This window comes from Maribacter sp. TH_r10 (assembly GCF_033101095.1).
Taxonomy (GTDB): Bacteria; Bacteroidota; Bacteroidia; order Flavobacteriales; family Flavobacteriaceae; genus Maribacter_A; species Maribacter_A luteus.
In genome coordinates, this window is sequence record NZ_JAWMPY010000008.1 from 116895 (window position 1) to 130345 (window position 13451).

Sequence of the window (13451 nt, forward strand, 5' to 3'; positions counted from 1 at the left end):
GTATTTCGTCAAAAGTGAATAAGAATTTACCGTATTTTATGTGTGCGTTCATTCGGGAATTGCGCACCCCCTGTTTCCCAGATAGGGAACATCACGAATCAAATAACTTGATCGGGTCTTCCCTTCAATCGTATTTCTATTTTTTTCTTTTTTGCGGTCAATCGTTTCATGATTTCCATAAGCTCCGGGTCCTTGGTTTCCTTATATATTTCGTTTATACCCAAAATCAACCGTTTTGCTTCCCTCGAAGCCTCTACCCTATCACTAGTAGACATGTTACTCATCTTGGCATTCTCAAATTCTGCCGCCTCCTTTAATATGTCCATTTACATTCTTTTTAACTAATATAGCAATATATAGATATATTGGATATCTCCCAAATAAAAACATAGAATCTGTTTATTTCCTTAAAATTTCGTTTCTTTTTTAATAATACCTTACCATTAAAAAGAACAAACCCCGACTAAAATGTCAGGGTATGTTTATTGGTAATGATAGTAAATGATTGTTTTTTAATCGGCCAGCTTTGAGGCATTCCTATACCCCGCACTGTCTTTATACCAATCCGCTTTGTCCACTCCGCCCGATGTGGCCCAGGTATCAAAATGGTTATAAGCCTTATTGACCGCTGTTTTTTCCGTTGGCACCTTAAAATCGTGTACCACATTAATTGCCCATGGTAAACCGGTATCGGTAACATAATTTTTATCGGTATCCTTATTATTCCCTTCGATCACTCCAGAATTATTGGCCAAGGATGTAGGTTTCGCATAGGGTAAATGAACCTCAACCTCCCTATCCTTATCTACGATTATAAAGGGGTTGAAAGGCGCCGTACCTAATTTACCCGATTCTATGGGTTCCGTGAATTTAATTGAAATAACCAGATCTTGTTTAAGGACGGAATAGTTATTATCATAAAATATAACCACGGCATTTTCTTGATCGGCCTCTGTACCATTGTCATTCAGATCTATATAACCTTCATTGAGTACCTGCCCCGTAACCGAAGCGATAATCGATGGGGATAAGTTCTCGAATTCTATACCGAATGCATTGGTGAAACCTGCCCCATTGGCTTTTGAGGTTATTTCAAAATCGACCTGAACCACTTCATTTGCCGCATTTTCAACAGCGATTACCTTATAATTGACTGCCACGTCATTAAAATCATAATCCCCTTGAAACGGCCATAAGTCTTCGAAAGCCAAGGTTCCATTACCATATTTACTTGGTGTGTAAGATTCAAATGCTTTATCCGCATCATCCGGAAATTCATCATCACCGTCAACGATTCCGTCCCCATCGGTATCAATCAACTTATCGTCTTCGGAAAATACCCTGAAAGTGGCTAAGTCGTTTATGGCCCGCCCAATGGGTTCCGATCCAGTCGCGTTTACCCCATATCTATATTCCCATCCGCCGGTCTGTGTATCCATAATGATCAGATCGGAATCGGAACTGGATGTGGCCAACCACAACTCATCATTGGAATCAAAAGTCATGGAAGTAGGGTTGAACGGTAGATTATCGGCACTTATACGGGTGGCACTGTAAAAACTATCATCAGTAAGCGCCAACTCATACAATCCTGAAAAAGTACACATGAAAATGGTTCCTTCGGGATCAAAAGCCAAATCCCCTCCACCAGTATTATCCAAACCTGTTATTTCCCATGAGGAAAGTGTAACTCCCTCTATTGGGTCTATTATCTTTAGGATACCACTGTTATCCGAGAAATAAAGTAACCTATCCTCATCATTATAGGCCAATCGTGGACCTCCATACCCAAGGTCGTTAACAGTGCTCCATTCCTCGGTAACGATGTCATACTTCATTAAAGGGAAAGGGGAACTTTTACCTATGCTGTACAATACCTTGTTCTCTTGATCTATTGCCGCGGTATAACTTCCCATCGGCATGGTTGAAAGTGGCGTATAAGAACCATCCAAGGGATCTACCTGGAACAACTCCCCTCCTCCGTTCACACAATATAGAAAATCGGTAACCCCAGCTTTCGCGGTCTTCCCTGATGAATTAACATGGGTGTAATCTATACGGTTATTGACCACGGATAATACTTCGGATGAATATTTATTTTGTTCCTTTCTACGAATATAAACCTTGGTATAATAGGTAGGAAGTACTATTTGTTTCTCTATTTTCCCATTATAGGGAACAGCTGAGAACACCAATCTGTTCAATAAATCAAATTGCCACTCAGTGCCTGTAACGGTTTCCCCAATTTCATTTTCAAAGGTTACTTCTTCACTTTCCTCATCCGTATCGTTATAGGCATAGAGGTCATAACGCACATACGGACTCGCATCATTGATCGTTACCGTAATATTTTGTTGGGTAGCAAAATCAAAGTCGGTCGGAATCACCAATTGGGTAATCTGTAATTCGGTCGTTTCCTCTTCCGGTTCCACAGCTTCTGTTTGCGGTTCCTCAAATTCATTTTTTGAGCAAGAAGCCGTTAGAATCGATAAAAGGAATATGAAAAGATACAGTGTATTTTTGGTTGTCATTTTTACAGTTTTAAGATCATCAGATAAATATGAATTTTTATAACGTATTTTCCTACTTTTTATTTTAAGATGGATGTTATTACCCACAAAACTAGAGACGTATCGTTATTAAATTTGCTTGTAAGTGGTAAGTCGCCCTTTGCTATAGACCAATGGAATTTATCGTACGGTGAATACAAAATGAATGTTTCAATGAGGGTTTTTTCATAAATTGCGGACATGCAAAAACCCCTTGTAAGTATCTTGATTCCTTTTAAGGATACCGAAGCCTACCTGCCGGAATGTATAGAATCGATTCTGCAACAAGATTATCCTTTTTGGGAGGTTTTGGCGATTGATGATGCTTCTTCAGATGACAGTTACGATCTCGTACATCGTTTCGCTTTGAAAGATTCCAGAATACGTTTACTTAAAAACCAAGGTTCGGGAATCATTGCCGCTTTGCGAACAGCATATGACAATTGCCACGGTGAACTGATTACACGAATGGATTCCGATGATATCATGACCCTAGATAAGATCGGTACCATGGTCAACCTATTGCTTCAAAAAGGCATGGGGCATTTGGCTGTAGGACAAGTCGCCTATTTTAGCCATCGGGGCATCAGTAACGGGTATGCCCGATATGAAAAATGGTTGAACGAACTCACAGCAAAGGGAAGCAATTACACCGAAATATATAAAGAATGTGTAATCCCTTCGCCCTGTTGGATGGCTTTTAGGGAAGATTTAAATCGTTGTGGGGCCTTTGAACCCGATCGTTATCCCGAGGATTATGACCTAACCTTCCGATTTTATGAAAATAAACTCGAATGTATTCCATGCAGCAAGGTTTTGCACCATTGGCGCGACTACGATGACCGCACTTCCCGCATCAGTGAACACTATGCGGCCAATTATTTTCTGGATATCAAATTGCATTATTTCCTAAAGCTCGATTATGAAGCGAACAGGCCTTTAGTTGTCTGGGGTGCCGGGAACAAAGGAAAGACCATTGCCAAAAGGCTATTGGCCAAAAATATTTCTTTCGAATGGATCTGCGATAATCCTAAAAAGATCAATAAGGATATCTACGGAAAAAAACTGCAACATTTTCAAGTTCTGAACCAACTTGAAAATCCACAGAACATCATTACTGTGGCCAATGAAAAGGAACAGGAAGCGATTAAAACCTTCTTTAAGGGCCTGGACCGAACACCGATGAACGACTATTTTTTCTTTTGTTGAATTTAAATATGAATAAGTACGATCAATTTCTGAATACTTCATATATTTGTCAAACCAAAATCGGGAATGCAGTTTAAATATCCAGAACTTCTTTGGGCCTTTTTTCTTCTACTGATTCCTATATTCATTCATCTTTTTCAACTTCGAAGATTCAAAAAGACACCTTTTACGAATGTAAAGCTGTTACAAAAAATCGTTTCCGAGTCCCGTAAGAGCAATTCCCTCAAAAAATGGTTGTTGCTTTGTACACGTCTTTTACTCTATGCAGCACTGATCCTAGCTTTTGCCCGACCTTTTCTGGCCAATACAAAAGCATTGTTGACCAAGGAAACGGTCATTTATTTGGACAATTCATTCAGCATGTGGGCAAAGCATCTGGATGAGACCCTGATGAACAATGCGGTGCAGGATATCCTGAAATCCGTACCCCCGGAAAGCACTTTCAGCCTATTTACCAATACCAATGAATATAAGGACATTCGTTTAGTCGACGTTCAGAACGAACTCTTAAGGATTATCCCTACACCCAATCAATTAAGTTTGGAAGAAATTGAGTTAAAGGCCGGCACGTTCTTTTCAAAAAATAGAGGCACCATCAAAAACCTGATCATCGTTTCCGATTTTCAGAACCGTATTTCCCTAAAATCCTACACAACGGACAGTACCTTGCAGAAACACCTTGTGAAAATACCGGTCACGGATTTAGAAAACATAACCATAGACAGCTGCTACGTTAGCAAATCCGGAATTGACATTATTGATATAACTGCTTTATTTTCAGCATCACCAGATGTAGAAAGGACCCCGGTTTCTTTGTATAACAATGATAAATTGATCGCTAAAACCGCTGCCCTTTTCAATAACGGAAAAAGTGAAGCTACCTTTACCCTGCCGGCTTCTGAAGTGGTTTCGGGAAAATTGGTGATTACCGATAAGGGACTCCCCTATGATAATCACCTTTATTTTAACATTGATGAAAAGGACAGGCCAAAGGTTTTGGCCATTGAAAAAACACCATCAAACTATTTACAGCGTATTTACTCCGAAGACGAGTTCGTTTTTTCTTCCTATTCCCTGAAAAATTTGAATTACAGGGATATTGAAAATCAAAACTTGATTATACTGAATGAATTACAGAACATTCCCAACTCCCTTATCTCGAGTATTCAATCTTTTGTTGCGGATGGAGGTAGCCTAACCATTATCCCTGCCATTAATGCCGATATCAACTCATACAACCAATTATTAGGCCCCTTATCCTTGGGTACTATCACGGAAGGGGTAAAATCAGAAAACCTGATTACACAAATAACTTTCGGCCACCCACTTTATGAAGGGGTGTTTGAAAAGAGCATCGATAATTTCCAATATCCGAAAGTAAACCAATTTTATAAGTTAAAGTCGAACACCCAACAAGCATTGACCTATCAAAACGGAGAGGCATTCCTAGTGGGCTCTAATGGGGTTTATCTGTTTACGGCCGCACTTACAATCGAAAATTCCAACTTTCAACAATCCCCATTGATCGTTCCCACTTTCTTGAAAATGGGGACCAACAGCCTACAACCCCCTCCATTGTATTTTGTCATGAACGGCTCTGTAAATATGGATGTTTCAAGAAAAATGGCAAAAGACCATATTCTTAAAGTTTCCAAAGGCGACCAAGAGTTCATACCCCAACAAAAGACGTTGGCGAATAAGGTTTCCTTAAGCTTTATAGATAACCCCACCGAAGATGGTGTCTATACTATTTCAGAAAATATGACTCCTTTGAAAAAAATAAGTTTCAATTACCCTCGGGATGAAAGTGACCTTGGTTTTATGGATTTGAACCAGGTCGATCCCGCGAGCATACATAATTCGATAACGACCCTTTTCCAAGAACTGAAAGACGATAATCGTATAACCGAGCTTTGGAAATGGTTTGTTATTTTAGCACTATTTTTTCTTTTGATCGAAGTGCTTATTATCAAATTTTTTAAATGATCCATAAAAACAATAGATAAACCCTGTGGAAATGAACGTACTCCTAAAATCTGCCAAAATCGTAAATGCACAAAGCAAGGATCTGCACTTAAAAAAAAGGGATATTTTAATCCAAAACGGCACCTTGGCCAAAATCGCAAGTAAAATAGATGCCCCAAAAGGAACGAAAATCGTGGAATTGAAAAACCTACACGTGTCCCTAGGATGGTTCGATAGTAGTGTTTGTTTTGGCGAGCCTGGTTATGAGGAAAGGGAAACCATACTGAACGGCCTTAGGACGGCCTCATTAAGTGGGTTCACCGATATTGTATTGAACCCCAATACGCACCCTATTGCGGACAGTAGTTCCGATATTGTCTTTTTGAAAAATGCCTCCCGGGATTCGGCTACCGATCTTTTTCCCTTAGGAACAATGACGATGGGTGCAGAGGGTATCGACTTAGCTGAATTATATGATATGAGCAACGCGGGGGCCGTAGGTTTTTACGACTTTAAATCGCCCATAGAAAATTCGAACCTGCTTAAAATAGCCTTGCAATACGTGCAAAATTTCAATGGACTCATATATTCAGAACCGCTGGATACCAAAATAGCCGGTAAAGGCTTGGTACACGAAGGCACTACATCTACCAAATTAGGATTAAAAGGGATTCCTTCAATGGCCGAGGAGCTACAGATCGTACGCGATCTTTTTATCCTGGAATACACAGGGGGAAAATTACATATACCAACCATTTCCACGGCCAATTCGGTTAAACTCATTGCTGATGCCAAGAAAAAAGGATTGGATGTGACCTGTAGTGTTGCCATACATAACCTATACTATACAGATCAAGTTCTTGAAGAATTTGATACGGCATTTAAAGTAAATCCGCCATTACGGGATAAAAAAGATGCCAAAGCACTGATCAAGGGACTAAATGACGGCATCATTGATTTTGTAACCACCGACCACACCCCACTGAATATTGAATTGAAGGCAGTGGAATTCGATAATGCCACCTATGGCTCCATTGGTTTGGAATCCGCTTTTGGACTTTTACATAAGATTTTCGATACCGAGAAGTGCATAGAACTCTTGACACATGGAAAAGAACGATATGGCCTAACGGAAACCGTTTTGGCAGAGGGCAACAAAGCTTGTCTTACCCTTTTTGACCCTGATAAAGAATATACATTTGAAAAGGATAATATTCATTCCACATCCAAAAACAGTATGACCATAGGTGAATCCTTGAAAGGAAAAGTCTATGGAATTTTCAATAACGATCAATTGGTTTTAAATTAGCCCTTTTAAAGTACGTTTCGCATGACTCCGAATTCTTCAGATGATACCATTGCTAAAGGAAAAACAACCGCAATTGTGGCCTACCTCACCATTGTTGGTGCCATCATAGCCATTTTCATGAACTCGGAACCTAAAAATGAATTCGCCCGTTTTCATACGCGTCAGGCTTTTGGTCTACACCTTATGTTTCACGGTTTTGCCCTGTTTTCCAGTGTTTGGTACAATCAATATGCTCTTTTTGGACTCTATCTTTGCTATTTCATCCTCTGGATCTATGGCTTTTTAGGAGTCTTGGGCAATAAAAAACAATTGGTCCCAGCCCTAGGACCTTATTTTCAAAAATGGTTTACATTTATTTCTTGATATGACAACTGCCCAACTTTCTTTGACCCATTTGATCAGGCCTTCCTCCTTAAAAGAAGGCAAAGCCCCAGTTCTATTCATGTTCCATGGTTATGGCAGCAATGAAGAAGACCTATTTTCATTCGCACCGGAACTACCATCGGAACTTTGTATTATCGCCGTGCGTGCCCCTTACGACCTAGAACCGTATGGACATGCTTGGTATGCCATAAATTTTGATGCCGACCAAGGAAAATGGAGCGATGATGAACAAGCTGTGGAATCCAGGGAAAAAATAGTATCCTTTATAGACGAAGCTTGCAATACCTACGGACTTGATACGGATCGGATATCCTTATTGGGTTTCAGCCAAGGTACTATCCTTAGTTATGCCGTTGCACTTTCCTATCCTGAGAAAATCAAGAACGTTGTTGCCCTTAGTGGATATATAAACAAAAAGCTTATTGCCGGAGACCCTACCAAAAAAGATTTTGGCAAACTTAAAATTTATGCTTCCCACGGACAGGTTGATCAAGTAATTCCTCCGGACTGGGCACAAAAAATACCCGGAATACTAAGTGGTTTAGGAGTTGAGCACGTTTATGAGGAATTTCCTGTAGGCCATGGTGTGGCACCCCAGAACTTTTATTCGTTCAAGAAATGGCTGCAAGATAAATTCTAATTACTACGGGTATACAACAAATGATCTAGAAGGGTAAAATCAACCCCCAAATCGTCTTTCAATTCGTATTTGATCAATAATTCGCCCCAATATTTTCCATCGGAAAAATCGGCCACGATCCATTTATGGTTCAAGATCTTGATTTTGTTCAATTTAAAATCACTCTCCATCCCTTCATAAGGGATTAAAGGGTTATCACCTTTGGACTCATTGGTTTCCAATAATTTATCTGCTATATAACGGCTAGGGTCCTCGATTTCCAAATGATCATAATATGCTAAGGCATCCTCATTGTTCTCCAATGAAAAGTATTGCATATCCAACACCTTTAGTCGAGCATCCTGAAGGGAATCTGTCAATGCTGTTACCTTATTCCCCAATTTTTCCAACTTAGCGTCCTTAGATTTTTGCATATTACCGTTACTTACGAACAAAAAGAGACAGATCAAGGCCGTAAAGACAAAAAGGTATAAAAAGAGTTTATTTTTCATGGTTGACTACCTAAAGGGTTATTTGAAGATTATCGTAAGCCAAATGTACATCTTTTGGCAATTTTTTTTCTACTTCCCGATGAAAACCCAACAAATGGCTTAAATGGGTCAAGTAGGCTTTTTGCGGTTTAACCCGTTCAATAAAGGCCAAGGCCTCGCTTAAATTAAAATGTGAATGGTGGGGCTCTTCCCTCAGGGCATTTACCACCAGCACCTTTGTACCTTTTATTTTTTCGATCTCTGAATCATCGATTGTTTTTACATCGGTCAAATATGTAAAATCGTTTATCCGAAAACCGAATACCTGAAGCCTATTGTGCTTTGCATTAATGGGTACCACCTGCCTTCCCCCAATAGTAAAAGGTTCGTTGTTCTCTATTTGATTTATTTCAACGGCCGGAGCACCCGGGTATCGGTCTGCATCGGCAAAAATATAATCGAATCTCTTTTTCAAGGATTCAACCACCCTTTTATGGGCATATATGGGTATATCGCCCTGCCGAAAGAAAAACGGTCGAATATCATCGATACCGGCAGTATGATCAGAATGTTCATGGGTAAAAAGAATACCATGTAATTTAGTAACCCCGTTGGTCAACATCTGCTGTCTAAAGTCGGGCCCGCAATCGATCACATAAGTATAATCTCCCCAAGAAAGTAATACCGAAACACGAAGTCGTTTGTCCTTAGGGTCCTTACTTAAACAGACCGGATGTGAACTCCCGATAACAGGGATACCCTGTGATGTGCCTGTTCCCAAAAATGTAATTTTCAACGCTTCAACAGTTTATTTCAAATTTATAACATATTTATTTAATAGATTACCCGATCTTGCTAACTTTGCGACAAACGAAAAACCATTATATGTCTTTAGTTCTAAAAAGGGACACAGCATTTGAGAACATACCTTCTATCAAGGCAAAAACCTTGAGGATAAACTTAAACCCTGATATTTACGGAACTTTTGCGGAAATTGGTGCAGGTCAAGAAACAGCCAGACATTTCTTTAGGGCGGGGGGCGCATCGGGTACGATCGCCAAGGCCATGAGTGCGTACGATAAGGAATTCAGTGATGCTATCTACGGCGTAGAAGCTGATGGACGTTATGTTACCCAACCTAGATTGAAAACAATGCTTTCCCACGAAATGCGTCTTATGGAAGAACGTATTACCAGGGATAAGCATCCTGATCGTCTTTTCTTTTCATATGCCAACACCGTAGCGACCATAGATTTTTCAAAAAGGTATAAAGGTCATGGTTGGTTAGGTATCCGATTTCAATTAGAGCCCGATCAAAAAGAATTTGATGAAATAATTCTTCACGTCCGCTTTAAACAGACCGAAGCCCGTTTACAACAGGAAACTTTGGGTATTATTGGGGTAAATCTCATTTACGGGGCCTTCTACAAATACCACAAGCCAAGAAAATTATTAAAATATCTTTACGACCATATCGATAAGGATACCATAGAAATTGACATGGTCAATTTCTCAGGCCCTAATTTCAAGGGGGTCGATAACAGATTGATGAGCCTTCAGTTAATCCGTAACGGAATGACCGATGCCGTAATGTTCGGTCCCGACGGCAACAACCTTTTACCTGCCGCCAAGCTTTACAAAAAGAACATTTTGGCCTTAAGGGGTAGTTTCAGGCCCGTTACCAAGGTTAATATGGATATGCTCAAGAAATCTTACAATATATTTGTACGTGACCGGGCTGTAGATGAAAGTAAGGCCATTGTGATTTTTGAGATTACCTTATCCAACCTTAAAGCCGATGGGGAAATTGATGAAAGGGATTTTATGGATAGGGCCGAATTGCTTTGTTCAATGGGGCATACGGTAATGATATCCAATTTTCAGGAGTATTATAAATTGGTAGAATATTTCAATAATTATACGAAGGCCAAAATCGGGCTTACCATGGGTGTAAATAACCTAGTGGACATTTTCGATGAAAAGTACTATCGCCATTTAAGTGGTGGTATTTTGGAAGCCTTCGGTAAATTGTTCTTTAAAGAACTTCAGGTTTACCTCTATCCGATGAAAAATCCTGAAACCGGCCAGATCATGACCAGTAACAATATCAAGGTACATCCTAGGATGAAGGAACTCTACAAGTTCTTTAAATATAATGGAAAGGTCATGGATATCATCGACTATGATACTGAGATCATGGATATTTTCTCCAGGGATGTCTTCAAGAAAATCGTTAACAATGAAGAAGGTTGGGAAGATTCGCTTCCAGAAGGTATTGCCGATATTATCAAAGAGAAAAAACTCTTTACCCGAGAAAGGGATATCGATATGAAATAGGAATATTATTCAATAAACAAAAACGTCCCAATCTAACATTGGGACGTTTTTTTTTTTGATTATTTCCCTTAGCCTTTAATCAAGAAGTTGAGCGGCATGATCCTTGGTCTTCACCTTATCAATGACCTTGGCTACCTTACCTTCCTCATTGATCACGAAAGTTTTTCTATGTATACCATCATACTCCCTACCCATGAATTTTTTGGGGCCCCAAACTCCGAAAGTATTGATAACGGTATGATCTTCATCTGCCAAAAGTGGGAATGGAAATTCATTCTTATTCCTGAAATTGGCCTGTCTTTTTTCCGAATCGGCACTAACACCCAGTAGGTGGAAACCTTGGGCTTGCAGTTCGCCATAATTATCCCTTAGGTTGCAGGCCTCAGCCGTACACCCGGGCGTACTGGCCTTGGGATAGAAAAATACGATCAGCTTTTTTCCCAGGAAATCAGATAATTTAAGGGTATTCCCATCTTGGTCCTTGGCCTCAAAATCAGGGACTTTATCCCCTACTTGTAGTGTTTTCATAGTTGATTTTTATAAATTAGCAATTCTTTATCCATAGCTAAATTAAGCTTTAAATGACGAAAAAAGAAAAGGTAGATTTTGTCTTAAGAAAATTACAGGAACTATACCCTACGATACCTGTACCTTTAGACCATAAAGACCCCTACACCCTATTGATCGCCGTACTAATGTCCGCACAAAGCACTGATGTAAGGGTGAACCAAATTACCCCCCTACTCTTTGCCCGGGCCGATAATCCTTATGACATGGTGAAATTATCGGTGGATGAAATTCGCGAAATCATAAAACCCGTTGGATTATCACCAATGAAAGCTAAGGGTATTCATGGCTTATCCCAAATATTGATAGATAAATATGAAGGAGTGGTCCCCAATGATATTGAACTTTTGGAAGAATTTCCGGCCGTAGGCCACAAAACCGCTAGCGTTGTGGTATCCCAGGCCTTTGGTACTCCAGCTTTCCCAGTGGACACCCATATTCATCGATTAATGTACCGATGGGGACTATCGAACGGAAAAAATGTAACCCAAACGGAAAAAGATGCAAAACGTATTTTCCCGAAGGAAGCATGGAACGACCTACATTTACAGATAATATGGTATGGTCGGGAATACTCGCCGGCTAGAGGTTGGGACCTTAATAAAGACATTATAACCAGCACGATAGGAAGAAAATCGGTGCTGAACGATTACCTTAAAAATAAAAAGACCCGCAGTTAGCGGGTCTTTTTATTAGTTCAAATTCAATTCGAACTGCATTTTGTTTGGACGGACGATACAAAGTGACTTGGAAAAACTTGTCAAAAATTGGATTGTCTCACTACATGCCATTACCGGATGGCTCTTCTTTTCGTTCTCAAAGTAAATTTTTTCCATAGTGATTATAGTATTGTTATGTTACAATAACGCAACTAAAATCAAAATATTGTTTTAACCGAATTTTGCTTATGAATTTGTAAGTACGATGTTATTCTTATCAATGATCTTTCTAAGGTTAATAAGGGCATAACGCATTCTACCTAAAGCTGTGTTTATGCTTACTCCCGTATTTTCGGAAATTTCCTTGAAACTCATATCCTTATAAATGCGCATTAAAAGCACTTCTCTTTGATCATCCGGTAACTCATCTACAAGATATCTAAGATCTACATTGATCTGTTCCTTGATTAATTGCTTTTCGGCATTCAACTTATCGTCACCTATTACAGAGAAAATATTGAAATCATCATTCCCCTCGAACATAGGCATTCTCTTATTCTTTCTGAAATGATCTATAATAAGGTTGTGTGCTATTCGCATTACCCATGGCAAGAACTTACCTTCTTCACTGTACGTACCTTTCTTTAAGGTTTTGATTACTTTAATAAAGGTATCCTGAAAAATATCTTCTGTGATATCCCTATCCAATACTTTGGAATAAATAAAACTAGAAATACGTTGGTTGTGTCTATGGATCAATATCTCTAAAGCTTTTTCGTCTCCACTGATATAATCTCTTACTAATATTGAGTCTTCAATTTGTAGTTCCATACAAAGTACTTTTTAAGTTTAGGGCTTCTTTAAAAAAGCTTGATTTAAGTTATTCGGTCTTTACTTTGAGTTAAACATCTTTCGGTTAAAAAAGGTGCTATTCTTTAATTATGACTCTAAACTAGATAAAAGGGGGGGTGAGAAAAAAACTATGTTGTCAAATACCCTTTTTATGATGTGAAACAATCATTTTTGATTTTCTGTACAATAATCCGGAAAATTGTTAGTTGTTTTGACGAACTACATCCATACTATACTTTTCGGCATACTTTCAGGGGATAAACGTAAAAAGGAACCAACTCAAAAAGGCAGAAAATTAAAAAAGCCCTTATTGCGTTTGCAATAAGGGCTTTATAAGCGGTACAATAATATTCAATTCAAATTACTTTCATAGGCGACACCATTAATCTTATCTATTTTCAATGATTTTGAGTAGTTCAACAAAAAATCAATAGTTTCTTTTTTGGCCTCGACCTTTTTAATCTTGTTTTTATCCTCTACGTAAAATTTCCCCATATCTATTTCAGTATT

The 13451-nt window shown here is 39.1% G+C and carries 14 protein-coding genes; 7 read left to right on the plus strand and 7 right to left on the minus strand.

Features of this window, described 5'->3' with window-relative positions; all coding sequences use genetic code 11:
* Positions 1 to 98: 98 nt before the first annotated feature.
* Together R3X28_RS16375 and R3X28_RS16380 are read right to left on the minus strand one after the other, a co-directional pair.
* Entirely contained in the window at positions 99 to 326 is a 228-nt protein-coding gene (locus R3X28_RS16375; RefSeq protein ID WP_154366751.1) for a hypothetical protein, read from the minus strand.
* Between the two features lie 186 nt (positions 327 to 512).
* Positions 513 to 2531, minus strand: a complete 2019-nt coding sequence (locus tag R3X28_RS16380; protein WP_317665774.1) for an LruC domain-containing protein — start codon at positions 2529 to 2531, stop codon at positions 513 to 515.
* 219 nt (positions 2532 to 2750) lie between these two features.
* On the opposite strand from R3X28_RS16380, the gene R3X28_RS16385 reads away from it, so the two are divergent.
* The 5 genes from R3X28_RS16385 (at position 2751) to R3X28_RS16405 (ending at position 8056) form a co-directional block, all read left to right on the plus strand.
* Positions 2751 to 3758, plus strand: coding sequence for a glycosyltransferase family 2 protein (locus R3X28_RS16385; protein ID WP_317665776.1), 1008 nt, complete (start codon positions 2751 to 2753; stop codon positions 3756 to 3758).
* A 66-nt stretch (positions 3759 to 3824) separates the two neighbouring features.
* A complete protein-coding gene (locus R3X28_RS16390; RefSeq protein ID WP_317665778.1) occupies positions 3825 to 5744 on the plus strand; it encodes a BatA domain-containing protein in 1920 nt (639 codons plus the stop codon).
* Positions 5745 to 5775: 31 nt separating this feature from the next.
* Positions 5776 to 7032, plus strand: a complete 1257-nt coding sequence (locus R3X28_RS16395) for a dihydroorotase (protein ID WP_317665780.1) — start codon at positions 5776 to 5778, stop codon at positions 7030 to 7032.
* 21 nt (positions 7033 to 7053) lie between these two features.
* Positions 7054 to 7395, plus strand: a complete 342-nt coding sequence (locus R3X28_RS16400) for a hypothetical protein (protein WP_154366741.1) — start codon at positions 7054 to 7056, stop codon at positions 7393 to 7395.
* Position 7396: 1 nt separating this feature from the next.
* Positions 7397 to 8056, plus strand: coding sequence for an alpha/beta hydrolase (locus R3X28_RS16405; RefSeq protein ID WP_154366740.1), 660 nt, complete (start codon positions 7397 to 7399; stop codon positions 8054 to 8056).
* Here R3X28_RS16405 and R3X28_RS16410 read toward each other — a convergent pair.
* Positions 8053 to 8547, minus strand: coding sequence for a hydrolase (locus tag R3X28_RS16410; protein ID WP_154366738.1), 495 nt, complete (start codon positions 8545 to 8547; stop codon positions 8053 to 8055). The two genes, R3X28_RS16405 and R3X28_RS16410, sit on opposite strands and share 4 nt — an antisense overlap.
* A gap of 10 nt (positions 8548 to 8557) precedes the next feature.
* The gene (locus R3X28_RS16415) at positions 8558 to 9322 is read right to left on the minus strand and encodes an MBL fold metallo-hydrolase (protein WP_154366736.1); all 765 of its coding nucleotides are present in this window, start codon (positions 9320 to 9322) and stop codon (positions 8558 to 8560) included.
* 89 nt (positions 9323 to 9411) lie between these two features.
* Here R3X28_RS16415 and R3X28_RS16420 point away from each other — a divergent pair, with 89 nt between their 5' ends.
* Positions 9412 to 10863, plus strand: coding sequence for a TonB-dependent receptor (locus R3X28_RS16420; protein ID WP_154366734.1), 1452 nt, complete (start codon positions 9412 to 9414; stop codon positions 10861 to 10863).
* Between the two features lie 75 nt (positions 10864 to 10938).
* On the opposite strand, the gene bcp is transcribed toward R3X28_RS16420, so the two are convergent.
* Positions 10939 to 11391, minus strand: coding sequence for a thioredoxin-dependent thiol peroxidase (gene bcp / locus R3X28_RS16425; protein ID WP_282056045.1), 453 nt, complete (start codon positions 11389 to 11391; stop codon positions 10939 to 10941).
* A 53-nt stretch (positions 11392 to 11444) separates the two neighbouring features.
* Here bcp and R3X28_RS16430 point away from each other — a divergent pair, with 53 nt between their 5' ends.
* Positions 11445 to 12110, plus strand: coding sequence for an endonuclease III (locus R3X28_RS16430; RefSeq protein WP_317665787.1), 666 nt, complete (start codon positions 11445 to 11447; stop codon positions 12108 to 12110).
* 225 nt (positions 12111 to 12335) lie between these two features.
* On the opposite strand, the gene R3X28_RS16435 is transcribed toward R3X28_RS16430, so the two are convergent.
* Both R3X28_RS16435 and R3X28_RS16440 read right to left on the minus strand, forming a co-directional pair.
* Positions 12336 to 12920 carry a sigma-70 family RNA polymerase sigma factor gene (locus R3X28_RS16435; protein WP_154366728.1) on the minus strand — a complete coding sequence of 195 codons (585 nt, stop codon included), beginning with the start codon at positions 12918 to 12920 and terminating at the stop codon, positions 12336 to 12338.
* Between the two features lie 372 nt (positions 12921 to 13292).
* Positions 13293 to 13436, minus strand: coding sequence for a hypothetical protein (locus tag R3X28_RS16440; RefSeq protein WP_179955095.1), 144 nt, complete (start codon positions 13434 to 13436; stop codon positions 13293 to 13295).
* Positions 13437 to 13451: the final 15 nt, after the last annotated feature.